Source organism: Marinitoga sp. 1155, from assembly GCF_001021175.1.
Classification (GTDB): Bacteria; Thermotogota; Thermotogae; order Petrotogales; family Petrotogaceae; genus Marinitoga.
This window is the reverse complement of record NZ_AZAX01000029.1, coordinates 18,646-37,197: the sequence shown is the minus strand read 5'-3', so window position 1 is coordinate 37,197 and position 18,552 is coordinate 18,646. Positions and strand designations below refer to the sequence as shown.

Annotated in this window: 18 protein-coding genes and 1 pseudogene; 14 read left to right on the top strand and 5 right to left on the bottom strand. The window is 27.5% G+C overall.

The features are described 5' to 3' along the window. The 14 genes and pseudogenes from X274_RS09005 to pyrE form a co-directional block, all read left to right on the top strand. Positions 1 to 368, top strand: a pseudogene (locus tag X274_RS09005) (PD-(D/E)XK nuclease domain-containing protein); the annotation flags it as partial. Between the two features lie 174 nt (positions 369 to 542). Then, positions 543 to 1,367 (top strand): phosphate ABC transporter substrate-binding protein PstS family protein, encoded by an 825-nt coding sequence (locus X274_RS09000; protein ID WP_047266506.1) that lies wholly within the window; start codon positions 543 to 545, stop codon positions 1,365 to 1,367. A 39-nt stretch (positions 1,368 to 1,406) separates the two neighbouring features. Continuing rightward, the gene (locus tag X274_RS08995; RefSeq protein WP_047266505.1) at positions 1,407 to 2,264 is read left to right on the top strand and encodes a PstC family ABC transporter permease; all 858 of its coding nucleotides are present in this window, start codon (positions 1,407 to 1,409) and stop codon (positions 2,262 to 2,264) included. A gap of 27 nt (positions 2,265 to 2,291) precedes the next feature. After that, positions 2,292 to 3,113, top strand: coding sequence for a phosphate ABC transporter permease PstA (gene pstA, locus X274_RS08990; RefSeq protein WP_047266504.1), 822 nt, complete (start codon positions 2,292 to 2,294; stop codon positions 3,111 to 3,113). After that, on the top strand, positions 3,106 to 3,882 hold the full coding sequence (pstB, locus tag X274_RS08985; RefSeq protein ID WP_047266503.1) for a phosphate ABC transporter ATP-binding protein PstB: 777 nt from the start codon (positions 3,106 to 3,108) through the stop codon (positions 3,880 to 3,882). Before pstA ends, pstB begins: the two co-directional genes overlap by 8 nt. Positions 3,883 to 3,896: 14 nt before the next feature. After that, on the top strand, positions 3,897 to 4,559 hold the full coding sequence (gene phoU, locus X274_RS08980) for a phosphate signaling complex protein PhoU (RefSeq protein ID WP_047266502.1): 663 nt from the start codon (positions 3,897 to 3,899) through the stop codon (positions 4,557 to 4,559). Between the two features lie 15 nt (positions 4,560 to 4,574). Continuing rightward, complete coding sequence (locus tag X274_RS08975) at positions 4,575 to 5,243, top strand: response regulator transcription factor (RefSeq protein WP_047266501.1); 669 nt, start codon at positions 4,575 to 4,577, stop codon at positions 5,241 to 5,243. Positions 5,244 to 5,253: 10 nt separating this feature from the next. Next, complete coding sequence (locus X274_RS08970; RefSeq protein ID WP_047266500.1) at positions 5,254 to 6,201, top strand: sensor histidine kinase; 948 nt, start codon at positions 5,254 to 5,256, stop codon at positions 6,199 to 6,201. Between the two features lie 408 nt (positions 6,202 to 6,609). Beyond that, positions 6,610 to 8,220, top strand: a complete 1,611-nt coding sequence (locus X274_RS08965; protein ID WP_197073347.1) for a bifunctional aspartate carbamoyltransferase catalytic subunit/aspartate carbamoyltransferase regulatory subunit — start codon at positions 6,610 to 6,612, stop codon at positions 8,218 to 8,220. A gap of 61 nt (positions 8,221 to 8,281) precedes the next feature. Beyond that, positions 8,282 to 9,478, top strand: a complete 1,197-nt coding sequence (locus X274_RS08960; protein ID WP_047266499.1) for a dihydroorotase — start codon at positions 8,282 to 8,284, stop codon at positions 9,476 to 9,478. Then, the gene (locus X274_RS08955; protein ID WP_047266498.1) at positions 9,478 to 10,182 is read left to right on the top strand and encodes an iron-sulfur cluster-binding protein; all 705 of its coding nucleotides are present in this window, start codon (positions 9,478 to 9,480) and stop codon (positions 10,180 to 10,182) included. Before X274_RS08960 ends, X274_RS08955 begins: the two co-directional genes overlap by 1 nt. Next, a complete protein-coding gene (locus X274_RS08950) occupies positions 10,176 to 11,075 on the top strand; it encodes a dihydroorotate dehydrogenase (RefSeq protein WP_047266497.1) in 900 nt (299 codons plus the stop codon). The genes X274_RS08955 and X274_RS08950 overlap by 7 nt, the downstream gene beginning before the upstream one ends. Further along, positions 11,068 to 11,820, top strand: coding sequence for an orotidine-5'-phosphate decarboxylase (gene pyrF, locus X274_RS08945; RefSeq protein WP_047266496.1), 753 nt, complete (start codon positions 11,068 to 11,070; stop codon positions 11,818 to 11,820). The genes X274_RS08950 and pyrF overlap by 8 nt, the downstream gene beginning before the upstream one ends. Before the next feature lie 4 nt (positions 11,821 to 11,824). Next, positions 11,825 to 12,385, top strand: a complete 561-nt coding sequence (pyrE, locus tag X274_RS08940) for an orotate phosphoribosyltransferase (protein ID WP_047266495.1) — start codon at positions 11,825 to 11,827, stop codon at positions 12,383 to 12,385. A gap of 33 nt (positions 12,386 to 12,418) precedes the next feature. On the opposite strand, the gene groL is transcribed toward pyrE, so the two are convergent. The 5 genes from groL to X274_RS08915 form a co-directional block, all read right to left on the bottom strand. Continuing rightward, complete coding sequence (gene groL / locus X274_RS08935) at positions 12,419 to 14,038, bottom strand: chaperonin GroEL (protein ID WP_047266494.1); 1,620 nt, start codon at positions 14,036 to 14,038, stop codon at positions 12,419 to 12,421. Between the two features lie 14 nt (positions 14,039 to 14,052). Further along, a complete protein-coding gene (groES, locus tag X274_RS08930) occupies positions 14,053 to 14,322 on the bottom strand; it encodes a co-chaperone GroES (protein WP_047266493.1) in 270 nt (89 codons plus the stop codon). A 178-nt stretch (positions 14,323 to 14,500) separates the two neighbouring features. Beyond that, positions 14,501 to 14,767, bottom strand: a complete 267-nt coding sequence (locus tag X274_RS08925) for a hypothetical protein (RefSeq protein ID WP_047266492.1) — start codon at positions 14,765 to 14,767, stop codon at positions 14,501 to 14,503. Positions 14,768 to 14,851: 84 nt separating this feature from the next. Further along, positions 14,852 to 17,395 carry an efflux RND transporter permease subunit gene (locus tag X274_RS08920; protein WP_047266491.1) on the bottom strand — a complete coding sequence of 848 codons (2,544 nt, stop codon included), beginning with the start codon at positions 17,393 to 17,395 and terminating at the stop codon, positions 14,852 to 14,854. A gap of 175 nt (positions 17,396 to 17,570) precedes the next feature. Then, positions 17,571 to 18,545, bottom strand: coding sequence for a LacI family DNA-binding transcriptional regulator (locus tag X274_RS08915; protein ID WP_047266490.1), 975 nt, complete (start codon positions 18,543 to 18,545; stop codon positions 17,571 to 17,573). Positions 18,546 to 18,552 lie beyond the last annotated feature (7 nt).

The window sequence follows — 18,552 nt, the reverse complement described above, 5'->3', positions numbered from 1 at the left end:
AAGGCAGGAACTATTATGAAGGAGTATATCAATACAATCTTGATCAATTTCTTGGATTATATGTAGAAGCAGCAGATGGAAAAGTATATCCAGAAACACATGTTGGCGGAGGAAGGATAGACTTATTAATAAACATACATAACAAAGAATATTTAATAGAAATAAAAGCAAATATAACAGGAAATGATTATGAAAAAAGTAAAAAACAAATAAAAGAATATATAAAAAGAAAAGGGCTAAAAGAGGGATGGTTAATAATATATTCAGATACAATAAAAGATTTTGAATATATAACAGAAGAAGAAAATGGAATAAAATTACACATTTGGTTTATAAAAACAGATTTTGAAAGTCCATCAAAAATATAACTCCAGCAAAAGCTGGAGTTTTTTGTTGGTTGCATATTACTCCAAAAGTAAAAATCCTCAAATTTTGTGATTTTTTTCTTTAACATTTCTTAATATGGATAAATATTAAGAAAAAAATTAGAATATACAATTTAGATGCATTAAGGAATAAAAATCAAAATGGGAGGTTAAATTATGAAAAAGGTATTTTTAGTTGTATTATTAATAAGTTTTGTAGTTATTTCTTTTTCAACAAAGTTGATTATTAAAGGTTCTAATACTATTTTTCCTATTGCTCAATTGTGGATAGAAGAGCTTAAAAAAGCTAAACCAGATTTAGAAATAACTCTTGAGGGAGCCGGATCTTCAACTGGAATTGCAGCTTTATTTAATGGGACAACAGATATTGCAAATGCAAGCAGGTTTTTAAAAGAAAAAGAAATAAAAAAAATGAATGAAGAAAATAAATATTTTGCTCCTATTGTTATTGCCTATGATGGAATTGCAATAATTGTTAATCCGAAATTAAAAATAGATAATATTTCTTTAGAAACATTAAAAAATATTTATACAGGTAAAATCAGAACATGGAATCAGGTGAATCCAAATTTGCCAAAGAAAAGAATTGTTATTTATTCAAGAAATACAGCTTCCGGTACATATGAGACTTTTGAAAAAAAGGTTTTAAACAAAGAACGAATGGCCCCAACAGTAAAAATGGTTGAGTCTACACAATTTGAAATTGAACAAGTTTCCAGAAATCCTTATGCTATTGCATATGTTGGCGTTGGATATGTGACAAATTCTGTAAAAGTTTTAACAGTTGAAAATATACATCCGACTAAATTGAATATTTTAAATGCAAAGTATCCTATTTCAAGACCATTATATATGTTTATTGATGTAACTAATGGATGGCCTGAAAGTGGAGTTATAAAAGAATACATAACCTTTGGATTATCAAAAAAAGGTCAGGAATTAGCTGAGAAAGCAGGATATATTGCAGCATATGGTTTTTAAAATTATTGGTAAAAATGGTGATAAAAAAGGAGTGTTCAAATGCGAGAATTTAAAAATAGAATGAATTCTATTTTGATAAAGTTAACTGCAACTATAGGTATAATTGCTTTAATATCAATTTTTATATTCATAATCAAAGAATCCATACCAGCATTGAAAGAGGCTGGTGTGGAAATTTTTACCACTTTTGATTGGTATCCAACTTCTGAAGATGCAGCATATGGAATTCTTACAATGCTTTTTGATTCTATTATTTTAACAGTTTTTACTTCTTTGATTGTTTTGCCCCTTGGATATATAGTTGCTTTTTTTATGTATGAATATGCAACACCATTTGAAAAGAGAATGATAAAATCGTCCATAGATTTATTATCTGGTGTTCCATCTGTAATTATTGGTATGTTTTTAATTATTTATATCTCCCCGTGGATGTTTGAAATAGGAGCATGGTCACCTGAGAATATGTTGCTTGCTGCTATAGGTCTTACAATATTATCTTTGCCGTATTCTGCTTCTTTGATGCAGGAAGCATTAGATTCTATTGATATTGAATTAAAAGAAAGTGCTCTCGCACTTGGTTCAACAAAATTTACTGCTGGTTTTAAAATTGTATCAAGAGCAGCCATTTCTGGGATTTTAAATGCAGCTATTTTAACTATTAATAGAATTATAGGTGAAACTATTGTTGTTTTAATGGCAGCTGGAGGTGCAAATATGTTACCAACTTCATTACTTGACCCTATAAGGCCATTAACAGCTGCAATAGCAAGTGAAATGGGAGAAGTTGAAATAGGTAGTTTGCATTATTCAGCTTTATTTGTTTCTGGCTTAGTTTTGCTCAGTATATCATTTTTATTAACATTAATATCTAAAAGAATTTCAATTAAAAAATTTTAATAAAAGTTATTCAAGGAGACTGAAAAAATGAAGAAAGATTTAGTATTTTCCTATATATTTAGGTTTTTAAGTTATTTAGTATTTTTTACAATAGTCTTTATATTTTTATTTGTAATATTTGATGGGATTAAATATTTTTCTGTATCTTTTTTTCTTGAATCTCCAAAAAATATGATGACAGATGGTGGAATATTTCCTGCGATTTTAGGAACTTTTTTACTTTTATTTTTAACACTTCTAATTTCTGTTCCAATAGGTGTTTTAACTGGTATTTTTTTATCTGAATATGGAAATAATAAATTTGGAAGATTATTAGATATAGCTATAACATCTTTATCTGGCGTACCTTCAATTGTGTTTGGTTTGTTTGGTTTAGCTTTGTTTTCAATTACTTTGGGTTTCAAAACATCACTTTTATCTGGAGCATTAACATTATCTGTTATGGCATTGCCAATTATATCTTCTGCCACAAGAGAAGCGTTAAACGGAGTTTCAAATGCATTAAGGGAGTCGGCTTATGCATTAGGAGCGAAAAAAACTGAAGTTATTTATAAAGTTGTAGTACCTGCAGCAAAATCAAGAATTATAACTGCTGTTTTGATTGGTGCAGGAAGAGTTATGGGAGAAACAGCTCCAGTGCTTTTAACTGCAGCGGTATTTTATTCAACTCATTTGCCAAAATCTTTAAAGGATCCGGTAATGACATTACCCACACATATTTACAATATAGCTATGGTATATGGCGAAAGTGCGCAATGGATGGCAAAAGGTACAGCTTCATTGTTAATGATGATAATTTTAATAATTTATTCTATTGCATTTAGAATAAGGAGGAAAATGGATGAATAATGTTATTATAAAAAAAGATGATATAATAGAGGTAAAGAACTTTAACGCATGGTATGGAAATAAACAAGCTTTGAAAGATATTAATATAAAATTTAAAAGGAATAGAATAAGTGCAATTATAGGACCGTCTGGATGTGGAAAGTCTACATTATTAAGAAGTATAAATAGAATGAATGATAATATTTCAGATTACCGTATTTCAGGAGAAATATTGTTTGAAGACACCAATATATATGATAAAAGTTTAGATATTACTATATATAGAAAAAGGGTTGGTATGGTATTTCAAAAACCAGTTCCATTTCCAATGTCAATTTTTGAGAATATTGCTTTTGGATTAAAAATTCACGGTATGAAAAATAAAAATAAAATTGAAGAAATAGTTGAAAATTCTCTAAAAAAAGCAGCTTTATGGGATGAAGTAAAGGATGAATTGTATAAATCGGCTTATGAACTTTCTGGTGGTCAGCAACAGAGATTATGTATTGCAAGAGCTATTGCAGTTGATCCTGAAGTTATATTATTAGACGAACCAACCTCAGCTCTGGATCCAATTGCTACTCAAAGAATAGAAAGATTACTTGAAGAATTATCTGAAAATTATACAATTATTATTGTTACTCATAATCTGGCCCAGGCAGTAAGAATATCTGATTATTTGTATTTTATGTATCAGGGTGAATTGATTGAAGGAGGATTAACTTCTGAAATAATAAAATCACCTAAAAATGAATTAACAGAAGATTACTTAAATGGAAGAATAGGATAATGGAGGTTATATAAATGCAAAATGTACATCACTTTGAAAATGAAATTTTAGTATTAAAAGCAGATATATCAAAAATGTTATCTTTAGTTCTGGATTCATTTAATATAGCAATTGAAGCTTTAGAAAGCAATAATGAATCAAAAGCTAAACAGGTTATAAATCTTGATGATAAGATTGATGATATAAATAGAAAAATTGAAGATGAAGTTTATCAGATCATTGCCCGTTATAATCCATTAGCAAAAGAATTGAGATATATTATTACTATGATTAAATTTTCAAATAATCTTGAAAGAATTGGTGATTTATCCTGTAATATTGCTCAAAAGGTTTTTTATTTTAAAGATAATGGAATAAGAGCCTCTTTAAATGAAGATATGATGAAGATGATAGGGTTATCACTTGAAATGTTGAAAGAAGTTTTTAAAGCTTTTAATGAAAGAAATACAGAACTTGCCATAGAAATTTGGAAAAAAGATAATATAATAGATGAATTGGAAATTCAGATAAGAAAAGATATATTGATAGATTTTAAAAAAGATATAATAGATGAAAAATCTATTATACCTTATGCATTGATTGCAAGGGATATTGAAAGAGTTTCAGATCAGGTGACGAACCTTTGTGAAGAGATAGTGTATATTGAAAAAGGAGAAAAAATAACCAATTTTTTATAATTTGGGGGTGAAAATATGTCATCTATTCTTATTGTTGAGGATGATCCTGATATTAAGGATATATTAAAAACCTATCTTGAAATAGAAAGATATGAAATATTTGAAGTTGATTCGATAAATAAAATGACTAAATTTTTAAATTCTAATAAGGTTGATATTATATTACTTGATATAATGTTACCGGATGGTGATTCAGTTGATATATTACCTTATATCAGATCAAAAAATAAAAATACAGGAATTATAATAATTTCTGCAAAAAATACAGATAGAGATAAAATTTTTGGAATTGAAAGCGGAGCTGATGATTATATTACAAAGCCATTCAATCCCAGAGAAGTTGTTGCAAGAGTTAGAGCGTTATTGAAGCGGTTAAAAAATGAAGATGAAAAATTACAATTTGAAGATCTGGAAATCTATTCTAATAATTATACTGTGAAATACAAAGGTAAGATTATTGATTTAACAGCAAAAGAATTTGAAATATTATATTTATTAGCTAAAAACAATAATAAAATATTTTCGAGAAATGAGATTATAGAAAGTATATGGTATGACAATGAATACATTACGGATCGTGTTGTTGATGTTCACATTAGTATGATACGCTCTAAAATAGGCAAAAACTGGATAAAAACTATTAGAAATATGGGTTATAAATTTAATAAAAAAGTTACAGATTAGGGGAGAAAACATGGAATTTCAAACATTGGATTATATTGATGAGGCTTATATAATTTTGGATAAAATTAAAGTAAAACGTGCTAATATGAAAGCTAAAGATTATGGATTTAATGAAAATAGCGATATTATAAATATAATGACATTTAATGAAATAGATGAATTTATAAAATCTATTATTAATTCAAAGGATTTTAATATTAATTCAACAGTATATTTTTTCCATGGAAAAAGCAAATTTCTTTCTATTAAATATTTTTCAAAAGAACAGGTTCTCATATTAAAAGATAGAACTGAACAGGAACTTTTAAAAAAAGTCAAAGCAGATTTTATAACTTCTTTATCCCATGAAATAAGAACACCTTTATCTGTTGCAAAAGGGAATATTTATATACTCGATGATTTTATAAAAGAAGTTAATTTGAAAAAAAACATATCTAAAGTAAAAGAATCCTTAAATAAAATAGAAAGAATACTGGACCAACTTACATTATTATCCATGGCAGAATTTGGTAGTTATGTGCTAAAATATGATATATTTGATCCCGGAAAAATTTTCAGTGATGTTATAAGTGATCTTGAAAATAAAATAACGAATAAAAAAATAAAAATAGATTTTATATCTAATGTGGATTATTTAAAAGGTGATTCTTTTGTAATATACACAATTTTAAGAAATTTAACTTCAAATGCCATAAAATATTCACATGAAAATTCAACAGTAAAAATTATAATAAATAAAGAAAAAATAGTTGTTGAAGATAATGGTATCGGAATAAGAGATAATGAGAAGGATAGAATATTTGAAAGATTTTATAGAGGATATGATGCAAAGAAGTATGCCAGAGGTTCCGGACTTGGTTTATCCATTGTGAAATATTTATGTGAGTTAGCTGGATATAAAATAGATTTCGAATCAAAATGGCAGGTTGGAACTAAGTTTACAGTTTACCTTACATGAAATTAAATATTTGCTTTGCAATACACACGCTACCGCGGGTTGTAGGATAAGCAATCGAGATGTTTTAGTGAATTTGACTTTTTAATACATTTTAAATAAATTACGATGTCCAAAAAGTAAAGTCGCTCAAACCTTGATTGTTAATCCTCAAAAATAGCTCATTCTCGCCGGTCGTATCAGACTCACGTCCATGTTCGGCTTCACTCAATTTTGCATCCGTGCAAAATTGACCAGCTACATTCGCTATTTTTTCGGACAATCTGCGAGTTTTCGCTTGCTTTACTAATTGGACACACTAAAATAAATTTAAACAGCAAAATGTTAATTTTGCTGTTACGTTATATTAATTGATTTTTTTAATTTTTTTGTGTATGATTTGTGAGAATAAAAATTTGGGAGGTGGGTAAATTGGAAAATTCAGTGGTGTTAAAAAATGATTTTCTTGGAAGGTCCCTTGCGGTTATAAATGACTTTACAGTTGATGAGCAACTTTTTTTGTATAATCAAACCTATCGTTTAAAACAAAAATGGCTTAACAAGGAAGATTTATCTGAATTTATGATTAACAAAAATGTCGGTATTTATATTGTCTTTATTGAACCAAGCACAAGAACCAAAGAATCCTTCATCAATGCTGCAAAATTCCACAAAAAAGCTAGAGTTACAATCTTCGATTCAAATCATTCCTCTTTTAATAAAAAAGAAAGTTATGTTGATACATTTAATATGCTAACTGGCTATAGTGATTATTCGATTTTCATTGTTAGAACAAAATTAGAAGGTACGTGTAGATTACTTGAAAGATCCGTTTCTCAATTTGCTCTCAGAAATAACCTTCCTATTCCTTCTTTTATTAATGCTGGAGATGGTAAACACGAACACCCTACACAGGAACTCCTTGATGAATTTACTTTCCTTGAAAAAAAGAATTTTGATAACTCTTTTATCCATATAGCCCTTGTTGGTGATTTGCTTCATGGAAGAACTGTCCACTCAAAAATCAATGGTTTGAAAATTTTTAAAAGTGTTAAAGTAGATTTAATTGCACCAGAAGAAATTTCAATGCCTTTTCATTATATAGAAAAAATGAAGAACAACGGCTTTGAAGTTAGAATATTTGAATCTATAGAAAAATATTTAAAACAGAAGGATATTGCAGATATATGGTATTTTACCAGACTTCAATTAGAAAGAATGGGTGAAGATATTTTAGAAAAAGAATTTATATTAAGAAATTCAGTTACTTTCAGAAAAGACTTTCTATCTCTACTTCCTCAACAGGTAAAGTTTTATCATCCTCTTCCAAGACACAAAATACACCCCACAATTCCTACCTTTCTTGATAAATTACCTTTAAATGGTTGGGAAAAACAAGCTATTAATGGATATTGGACAAGAATTATATTATTATCAATGTTTGGTGGTGCGTTAAAAGCGGATTTTAACACTTCTGTAAAAACGGAAATGCATGATGAACCAAAAATAGATGATGAAAAATTCATAGTAAATGCGGAAGTGAAAAATGGAAATAAAGGAGTTCAAAAAGAAGGAAAAAGAGGTATTAAACCAATTGAAAATGGAACTGTTATAGATCATATTGCAAAAGGGAAAAGACCTGAAGAGATTTATTTAACAATTATGAAAATAAGAAAAATAATGAAATTCTTTGATATAGATAGTGCAGATGGAATTTTCAAATCAGAAGATGGAAATTTTAAAGGATATATAAGTCTTCCTGATAGGTATTTAACCAAAAAAGAGATTAAAAAATTATCAGCTATTTCGCCTAATATAACTGTTAATATAATAAAAAATTCAAGGGTAATAGAAAAATATAGAATAAAACTACCACCAAAAGTATATGGATTTGAAGAATTAAGATGTAAAAATGAAAATTGTATAACAAATCCTATTTATGGTGAAAATGTTAAAGGTTCATTCATAAAAGATGAAAAAGGACAATTGATATGCGAATATTGTGAGACACCACACGATTATAATGAAATATGGGATATTTAACATTAAAACATTCATATATTAAAACGTTTATGTATTAAAAATTTATATAATAGGTGATAATATGAGTATTATGATAAAAAATGCTGAAATAATATCACATTCTACAAATGGAAGATTTAATATATATATAGAAAATGGAAAAATAATTGAAATTACAAAAAATCAAAAGAAAGCTAAAGTAACTAAAGTAATTGATGCAAATGGATACGTAATTATACCAGGAATAATAGATATGCATACACATTTAAGAGATCCCGGTTTTGAATATAAAGAAACTATAGAGACAGGTCTTAAAGCAGCAATTCATGGAGGAGTTACAACATTAGGTGTAATGCCTAACACAAAACCATCTCTTGATAATTTGGAAAGCCTTCAATATATAGAAGAAAAAAGTCAAAAAACAAATCTTTCAAAAATTATTCCTATTCCTGCAATTACAAAAAAAAGAGAAGGAAAAATAATAAATGATTTAAAAAAATTTAGTAAATATGGATATAGATTTTTCTCAGACGATGGTGATCCAGTTTGGGATGATGAAATAATGTTAAAAGCTTTGCAAATTACAAAAGAATTTAATGGAATTATAATAAATCATTGTGAAGACAAGAGATTTTTGGGAAAAGAGATATTTGAATCATTGATGGTTGCAAGAGATATAGAATTATCAAAGTTTTCTAATTCTCATGTTCATATTGCTCACATATCAACATCAAATACACTTGATTTAATAAAGTATGCAAAAATAGAAGATTTAAAAGTAAGTTGTGAAATAACCTTTCATCATCTTTTGTTAGAAAAGGAGAAAAACAATACATTAAAAAAAATAAATCCTCCATTACCAGACAAAGATACTCAAAAATATTTGATAAATAATCTTGATTATATTGATATTATTGTAAGTGATCATGCCCCACATACATTAAAGGAAAAGAATAAAGATTATGAAAACGCGCCTAATGGAATATCAGGATTAGACATCTTTTTACCTGCTATTTATACTCTTTCAAAAAAACATAAAATAGATTTCAAATATTTAATAGAAAAAACAACTTATAACCCTTCGAAAATTTTTAAATTATCAAAAATTGGGGACATAAAAGAAGGCTATTCAGCAGATTTAGTTATTTTTAATCCAAAAGAAGAATGGGATAAAATAATATATTCAAAAGGTAAAAATATGCCCTATAAACAATTATATGGAAAAGTATTATTGACAATGATTGATGGGAAAATTAAATATAATGAAAGGGGATTTTAATGAAAGCTATAATAAAAGAAAATAGGAATACAGAAAATTATATATTGTTAACAGTAGAAACAGAAAAAAGAATAGATATAGAACCAGGTCAATTTGTAATGATAAAGCCAGAATGTTTTGATTTTTCAAAGCCGTTTTCAGTAATATATCAGGAAAATAATATAATAAAATTTTTAATAGCTGTAGTTGGTGAAATGACTTCAAGAATAAAGAATTTAAAAACAAATGATGAAATAGAAATAAGAGGCCCTTATGGAACTCCATTTATAGAAAAAATAGAAAAAAATAAAAAATATGTATTACTTGGAGGAGACTGCGGTTCAGCACCACTTATACATTTTTCAGAGAAATATCCAGAATTTGTAAAGGGTAAAATATATGGTTTTTCAACAAATGAAATAAAAAAAATAATTGATTTAGAAGGGTTGCACATAGATGAAGAGAAAAATATAAATATGCTTGAATATGCTAAGCAGTTGAATATTACAAATAAAGATTATTTATTGATTTGTGGTGGTTTAGATATGATTAAAGCTACACAAAATGAATTTAAAAATAATAGAATATACGCATCTTTAGAAGCGAGAATGGCATGTGGAATTGGTATGTGTAAGGGCTGTCCAATAAGAACGAAAAATGGAATAAAGATGATATGTAAAGATGGGCCGATTTTTGATTTAAGTGAGGTGCAACTTGAATGGTAAAAATATGTGGTGTTAATTTCAAAAATCCAATTATTATTGCCTCTGGACCAGGAGGTAACGGAAAAGAATTATCGGAATATATAAATTTAAATAAGTTAGGAGGATTTACCGCGAAAACGGTAACGCCTGAAAAGAGAGAAGGTAACCCACCACCAAGAATTGTAAATGTTAAATCTGGAATAATAAATTCAATAGGACTTCAGAACCCTGGAATAGAAGATTTCATGAAATATGATTTGCCATTTTTAAACAAATTAAATACAAATATAATACTCAGTATTGGCGGAAATAACAAAAAGGATTATCTTGAATTAATAGAAAAATTAAATAATTCAAAGGCAGCATTTTTTGAGTTAAATTTATCCTGTCCAAATGTTGGAAAAAGTGGAATCCCATTAGGAACAGATGAAATAGCGATTTTTGATCTCTTAAAAGAAGCAAAAAAAATATCAAAAAAACCGTTGTTTGTAAAATTTGGTGTGGAAACATTTTTGGAAGAATTAGTATATTCTGCAATAAAAGGTGGAGCTGATGGTGTAACATTGATAAACTCACCAAAGGGAATGAAAATATCAATAGAAAACAAAAAACCAGTATTAAAGAGAGGGGTTGGAGGATTTAGTGGCCCAGCTATAAAACCAATAGCTCTTGCGACTATATTTAGAATAAAAAGAAAGTTTAAAAATTTGCCAATTATTGGAATGGGAGGAGTATTTGATTATAAAGATGCGATAGAATTTATTATGGCAGGTGCTAATTTGGTTGGAATAGGTTCTGGAGTAATGAGCAATCCAGAAATACCTACAAAGATAATTGATAAATTAGAAGAGTATTTTAAAGAAAAAAAATATGAGGAAATATTATCTTGCGCTCTGGAGGGATATTATGTATAAAAAATATATAGAAAGAAGAAAAAAAATAAATTCTGTATTATTTGTTGGATTGGATAGCGATGAAAAAAGGATAAAAGGAGACATTTTAGAATTTAATAAAAAAATTATTGATCAAACGCATGATTTAATATGTGGATATAAAATAAATATAGCGTTTTATGAAAAATTAGGTCCAATTGGAATGGAAATTCTGGAAAAAACAATAAATTATATAAAAAATGATCCAGAAATACCAATTATATTGGATGCTAAAAGAGGGGATATTGGGAATACAGCAAAAGCATATGCAGAATATTACTTTAAAAGATTAAAAGTTGATTCATTAACAATAAACCCGTTAATGGGAATAGATACATTAGAACCATATTTGGAATATGAAAATTCACATATTTTTTCACTTGCGTTAACTTCAAATAAAGGGGCATATGATTTTGAAATTTCAGATGAATTATATTTGAAAATAACAAAAAAAATGAATGAATTAAATAAAGAATATTTAAATAGAATAGGTATAGTTGTTGGCGCAACTAATTCAGAATATATAAAAAATATTATTTCAATATCAGAAAATATGTTATTTTTAATTCCGGGAATAGGTACTCAAGGTGGCAATATCAAAGAATTATTTGAAAATTTAAACGGATATGAGAATATAGTAATTAACATATCAAGAGCTATAATTTTTGATGAAAACCCCAAAGTTAAAACAATAGAATTTAATGAAAAAATTAATAAATGGAGGTAAAGGAATGGATATATTAAAACTTTTAAAAGAAACAAATGCTATTTTAAATGGGCATTTTTTGTTATCCTCAGGTCTTCATTCGGATATATATATACAATGTGCTCAGATATTAAAATTTCCAGAATATGCTGAAATTCTTGGTATAGAATTATCAAAAAAATTTATGGAAAAACCAGATTATATTGTTTCGCCTGCTCTTGGTGGCATTATAATAGGATATGAAGTTGCCAGAGCGTTTAATATACCTTTTTTATTCACAGAAAGAAATAAAGATGGAAAAATGGAATTAAGAAGAAATTTTTATATAGAAAAAAATAAAAAAATTATTATAATTGAAGATGTAATAACTACCGGAAAATCTACATTTGAAGTTATTGAGTCATTAAAAAAATACGAACCAAATATTATTGGAATTGGATGTATAGTCAATAGAAGTGAAAAAAATAAATTAAATGATCACACATTAGAAACATTAGTAAATGTAAAAGCTAAAACTTATAATGAGAATGAATGTCCAATGTGTAAAGAGGGTATAGAATTGTATAAGCCAGGTAGTAGAAAATAAAAGCCGCCATAAGGCGGCTTTTATTGATTAGTATTAATATGCTGGCATATCTGGCATTTCAGGTGCTTTTTCTTCTTTTGGCTCATCTACTACCAATACTTCTGTTGTTAATAACATTGAAGCGATTGAAGAAGCATTTTGTACAGCACTTCTTGTAACTTTAGCTGGATCAATAATACCTTTTTCAAACATATCAACATATTCATTATTTAATGCATCATATCCATATGAAACTTCGTCTTTTGCCAATACTCTATCAATTATTATTGCACCATCAACACCAGCATTTAATGCTATCTGTCTGATAGGAGCTTCTAATGCGTTATATACAACTTTTGCTCCGATTAATTCGTCTCCTTCTAACTCATTTAATAATGGTTCAACAGCTTTTTTTGCTCTTAATAAAGTTACTCCACCACCAGGAACTATACCTTCATCAACTGCTGCTCTTGTTGCTGATAATGCATCTTCGATTCTATGTTTCTTTTCTTTTAATTCTGTCTCTGTTGCTGCACCAACTTTAATTACAGCAACACCGCCAGCCATTTTTGCTAATCTTTCCTGTAATGTTTCTTTTTCATATTCTGATGTTGTATTTTCAATTTGTGCTTTTATTTGTTTTATCCTTTCTTTAATCTTTTCTTCGTCACCTTTTCCGCTAACTATAATTGTGTCATCTTTTCTTACTTTAACAACATCTGCTCTACCTAAGTCGTTTAAAGTCACGTTTTCTAATGTTAATCCAACTTCTTCGCTAATTACAACTCCACCTGTTAAAATAGCTATATCTTGTAACATAGCTTTTCTTCTATCTCCAAAACCTGGAGCTTTTACTGCAACTGATTCTAAAGTTCCTCTTAATTTATTTAATACTAATGTTGATAATGCTTCACCTTCAACGTCTTCTGCAATAATTACTAATGGTTTTCCAGCTTGAGCCACTTTTTCTAATACAGGAATTAATGGTTTAACTGTTGAAATCTTTTTATCTGTAATTAAAATGTATGGTTCTTTCATTATTGCTTCCATTTTTTCTGTATCTGTTACAAAGTATGGTGAAATATAACCTCTGTCAAATTGCATACCTTCTGTGAAGTCAACAAATGTTTCCATTGTTTTTGAATCTTCAACTGTAATAACACCATCTTCTCCAACTTTATCCATTGCATCAGCAATTATTTTACCAATTTCTTCATTATTAGCAGAAATTGATGCTACATGAGCGATGTCATCCTTGCTTGATAACTTTTTGCTCATTTTACCAATTTCTTCAACAGCCTTTTCAGCAGCTTTTTGAATACCATTTTTCATTAACATTGGATTAGCGCCAGCTGCAACATTTTTTAATCCTTCTTTTATCATTGCTTGTGCTAAAACTGTAGCTGTTGTTGTACCGTCACCAGCAACATCATTTGTTTTTGAAGCTACTTCTTTTACTAATTGTGCGCCTAAATTTTCAAATTTATCTTTTAATTCTATTTCTTTAGCTATTGAAACACCATCGTTTGTAATTGTAGGAGAACCCCAGCTTTTTTCTAAAACTACATTTCTGCCTTTAGGTCCTAAAGTTATTTTAACAGCATTTGCTACTTTATCAACACCTCTTTCAAGAGCTCTTCTTGCTTCTTCTGAAAACATCATCATCTTTGCCATTTCACAACACCTCCTTAGTCTTCATATTTTGCTAAAATATCATCTACATCAATTAAGATAAAATCTTCGTCATCTATCTTTATTTCTGTTCCAGAATATTTTGCAAAAATTACATGATCCCCTACGTTTATTTCTACATCATCATCTATGTTCCCAACTGCAACAACTTCTGCTCTCATAGGTTTTTCTTTTGCAGTATCTGGTAATACTATTCCACCTTCTGTTTTCTTTTCTTCTATAACAGGTTTTATCAATAATCTGTTACCTAATGGTTTTACTCTCATTCATATCACCCTCCTTACTCAATTTTTATTTTTAGCAGTCAAAGTATCCGAGTGCTAATTTCCGATTAATATGATACCCTTTCTTGAAAAAATATTCAAGTCTGAATATTTTATATTATAACCAATTAAATATAATTATTACTAATTACATATTTTTTTCTCGTTTTTTCTTTGAGTTTTATTTTTTCCATATAATATCGTTATGCCTATCATCTATTATTTCATTTATATCTTCTGGAACTGTTAAATCTGATGAATATTTTTTTATTACTTCAATTATCAAATCCTTTGGTAATGATGATATTACCCATAAATCACTCAATAATACTTTGTTATTTTTTACTGGAGATTTTATTATAGAACTTTCAACAGCTTTTAAAAATGTAGATAAGCCTTCTTCTTTATAAAAACCTTTGCCGGTATCTGAACCATAATTTATTGGCATTTTATCCCTCCTTAAAATATTGTTGTCAAATATATTATATCATTGATAAATTACGTTTAAATTGAAATTTTCACATCGTTTTGATTATTTTGATTCATCATTTTTATCTATATAACTTATTATCGATGTTACTACAAAAACAGTTATAAGATAACTAAAGATAACTCCTAATAATAAAAGAAGACCAAACCCAATAAAACCTCTATATTTAGCCAGCATAAATGTTCCAAAAGCGGCTCCGGTCGTTAATGTTGTCATTGTTATAGCTTTACCAGTACTTTTTAATGCAAGTCTTAAATTTTTTTCCCTTCTATATCTATGAATCAAATGTATTCCATCATCTACACCTATTCCAATAATAAGAGGTAAAGCTATTATATTAACCACATTTAATTTAATATTAAACCAACCCATTACACCAAGTATTAATATTATCGACAAAATCATTGGTAATAATGCCATCGTAGCGTATTTAAAACTTTTCATATCGAATAATAATACAATATATATAAATATAATTGTTAATAATAAAATCTTTTTTCCTTCTCTTGCAGATATTTGAATAACGCGTAAAAATATTAATGCAGTACCACTTATATTTTTTAATTCCAATTTTTCCAATTGTTTGAAATATTCCTTTTGATATTCAACGTTCCATATATCTCCGTTTGAATATGCTGTTGTTAAAATCTTACCATCATTACCAAGATAATTACTTTTTATTTCATCTGGAATATCATTAAGAGTAATTAATTTATCCGAATTTAGATTTTTTCTTAATTCAGTTATTACAGAAATTATTGTATTTTCTATGTTTACTAAATCGTTTATATTTTTATTTGATATTTTTATTAAAACACCACTTTTTATAATATCTCTCAATTGTTTTGCTAAATCTTTATATCCCATAAGATTTAAAGATATTGCTGCTTTTGCCATATTGAAATTAAGTGAGCTGAGTACTTTTTTTAATTCTGTTGTGTTTAATTCAAATTTTTGAATTGGTGCGTTCTTTGTTTCATATGCATTTCTTAGACGTTTAACCTGCAATTCTGTATCAGGCAAAAAAGGAGAAATACTATCTACTTGTGAGAAAATTTTTAAATCTTTTAGTTTGTTATATAATTCCTGTGCTTCAATTAAGTTGTTGCTGATAAATATTGTATTGTCTGGAGAAAATTCGAAATTTTTTAAAATTTTTTCATTTAATTCGATACTTTCCAGGCCTTTTGCTTCTATATTCATCATGTTTTTATCAAATTCAACATTATTTATTTTGATGAATGACAAAATTATTAAAGTTATCATTAAAAATATGTTTATATTTCTATACTTTTTTATGTCATAGTCTATAACAAAAATGGTCCCTGGATTTTTATATTTATTTCCAAATGTTTTTAATAATATTGTTAGTATAAAAATTGCTGCTAATAATGTAAAAATTATTCCTGAGGATAATACTATACCAAATTCCTTAAATCCAGGAAATGAACTTATTGAAAAAATTCCCATTCCAATTGCCGTTGTTACTGCTCCAGCTATTATACCCCTGACATTCTTTTCAAATATCCCTTTTATTGATTCTACTATAGATAAACCTTCATTTCTTAATTCTATAAACAAAGATATTATATGTATGGAATAATCAATTCCCAGACCAGCTAAAATTGCTCCCATCATTATTGTCATAATATTTAATGACCCAATAGTAATTTTTGTAAATCCCATAACCCATATAATTCCTAAAATTAGAGGAATAACAGATAATAACATATATCTTATGCTTCTAAATCCCAATAAAAAAATTGTTATTATTAATATTAATGATACAGATGTTGCTACTGCCATATCTCTTTCTGTTACAATCATTTCGTCTCTTGCAATAACCAGAGTTCCTGTTAATCCAGCTTTTACGTTAAATTTTTTAGCTTCTTTTTTAACATTTTTTTCTATGGAATTCACAAGAGTAACAACCTTTTTTATATCATTAGAACTAATTGAGGGCCGTATAATAATCAAACCAAAAGTTCCATCTTTTGTTATTAAATATTTTTCACCAAACAGCATATTAAAAAATTTTTCTCGTATTTTTTCTTCATTACTATTCTCTATTTCATTAAAGAAATCATACATTGATTTTAACAGATATTCAAATTGTTTTCTATCCTGCTCTGTTATTTTATAACCATTTTCTGGTTCTTTGAACATAACATTTAGAGCTTCAAAAAAACTCGTAAGGTCATATGATGTATATAACTTTTTTAAAAAATCCTGCTCTTCATCTGGGGATAATAAAAAAATATTTTTTGAAATGAAATCAACTGGATTTTTATAATAAATAGCATCAATATGATCCATGCCTTTTAATTTTTCCGATATATCTTCAACATAAGAAATTATATTTTCTCTTTTTCCTTCAATTCCAATTATTACGCTATCTACACTTTTGAAACTCTTTGTAGCGTCTTTGTATACTTTTACATATGGATCATTATCCGGAAGCAAATCCAGAAATCCTGGTCTTATCTGAAGTGTAACTGCCAATGCAAGAAATATTATTGTTAATATGGAAAGAAATATAAATATGCTTTTTGAGTGCTTAATAATAAAATTACCCAGAGTTTTCATGCCATCACCTCTCAATTAAAAGTATTCTGAATATATTATACCTTAAAATTGCTTAAATATTGATAATTAATAATTTTATATTGGATATTTTGATATCAAAGATTTGTATTTGCTAACATATTTACCCAATAGTTTTTGAAAAGAGTAAAAAAATAACCAGAAACGTAGTTTCTGGTTATTTGCTACTTTTTCTTTTTATGAATTCTGTAAATAACGACATTCTTATAGGATGTGTATTTTCTCCGAGCATTAATTCATATAAACGTTTAAAAGCAACATTTCCCATTTCCTGTTTATATACTTTAACAGTTGTAAGTTTATATTTTTTTGCTTTTGGTATGTCATCAAACCCTACAACAGAGATATCTTCTGGAATTTTTATATTATATTTTTTTAATTCTTCAATTACTCTAATAGCTGTAATATCGTTTGATGCAAATATAGCCTGAGGCATATCATTATTTTTTATTAATAGTTTTATAACTTCATCCATATTATTCCTTACATCATCATATTTGTAATATATAGGTTTTAATTTAGAAAGCATCATAGCTTCTGTATAACCATTATAACGATTTCTGAAACCGTACGAGTTTAAGGGGCCATGTATATGAACAATTTTTTTCATCCCTTTTTTTATCAAATAATTTACTGCATAAAAGGCTCCACTAAAACTATCAGGTAATATGCTGTCAATTTTTTCACCTGGTATATAATGATCTAATAATATTAATGGTTTTTTGAAATTTTTATATAATTCTAAAATATTTTTTGTTACATCACCACCAACAAGTATATATCCATCAAAATTTTCTTCAGGATTTTCCAGAATTATTTCTTTAACATTAATGCCATAAAATGTTGCCATTCCTTTTATTTCTTTCAATATAATTCCATAAAATTGCCCTATTTCATCTGTTGAATCCTTGATTAATTCCATTCTTTTTCCCAGGCAAATTGCAATATTAAATTGTTTTTTACTTTTAGCCAGAGCTTTAGCAGAAAATTTTGGTTTAAACTTTAATTTTTCTATGGCAGATAAAACCTTTGCTCTTGTTTCTTCATTAACATTTGCACTATTGTTAATAACTCTTGATACGGTTGCTTTAGATACACCAGCTAATTTGGCAACCTCATCTATTGTTGCCATATTTTCA

Bases quoted from the DNA above. Each gene is read 5' to 3' on its own strand.
- X274_RS09000 (WP_047266506.1), top strand. From the start codon at position 543: ATGAAAAAGGTATTTTTAGTTGTATTATTAATAAGTTTTGTAGTTATT.
- X274_RS08995 (WP_047266505.1), top strand. From the start codon at position 1,407: ATGCGAGAATTTAAAAATAGAATGAATTCTATTTTGATAAAGTTAACT.
- pstA (WP_047266504.1), top strand. From the start codon at position 2,292: ATGAAGAAAGATTTAGTATTTTCCTATATATTTAGGTTTTTAAGTTAT.
- pstB (WP_047266503.1), top strand. From the start codon at position 3,106: ATGAATAATGTTATTATAAAAAAAGATGATATAATAGAGGTAAAGAAC.
- phoU (WP_047266502.1), top strand. From the start codon at position 3,897: ATGCAAAATGTACATCACTTTGAAAATGAAATTTTAGTATTAAAAGCA.
- X274_RS08975 (WP_047266501.1), top strand. From the start codon at position 4,575: ATGTCATCTATTCTTATTGTTGAGGATGATCCTGATATTAAGGATATA.
- X274_RS08970 (WP_047266500.1), top strand. From the start codon at position 5,254: ATGGAATTTCAAACATTGGATTATATTGATGAGGCTTATATAATTTTG.
- X274_RS08960 (WP_047266499.1), top strand. From the start codon at position 8,282: ATGAGTATTATGATAAAAAATGCTGAAATAATATCACATTCTACAAAT.
- X274_RS08955 (WP_047266498.1), top strand. From the start codon at position 9,478: ATGAAAGCTATAATAAAAGAAAATAGGAATACAGAAAATTATATATTG.
- X274_RS08950 (WP_047266497.1), top strand. From the start codon at position 10,176: ATGGTAAAAATATGTGGTGTTAATTTCAAAAATCCAATTATTATTGCC.
- pyrF (WP_047266496.1), top strand. From the start codon at position 11,068: ATGTATAAAAAATATATAGAAAGAAGAAAAAAAATAAATTCTGTATTA.
- pyrE (WP_047266495.1), top strand. From the start codon at position 11,825: ATGGATATATTAAAACTTTTAAAAGAAACAAATGCTATTTTAAATGGG.
- groL (WP_047266494.1), bottom strand. From the start codon at position 14,038: ATGGCAAAGATGATGATGTTTTCAGAAGAAGCAAGAAGAGCTCTTGAA.
- groES (WP_047266493.1), bottom strand. From the start codon at position 14,322: ATGAGAGTAAAACCATTAGGTAACAGATTATTGATAAAACCTGTTATA.
- X274_RS08925 (WP_047266492.1), bottom strand. From the start codon at position 14,767: ATGCCAATAAATTATGGTTCAGATACCGGCAAAGGTTTTTATAAAGAA.
- X274_RS08920 (WP_047266491.1), bottom strand. From the start codon at position 17,395: ATGAAAACTCTGGGTAATTTTATTATTAAGCACTCAAAAAGCATATTT.
- X274_RS08915 (WP_047266490.1), bottom strand. From the start codon at position 18,545: ATGGCAACAATAGATGAGGTTGCCAAATTAGCTGGTGTATCTAAAGCA.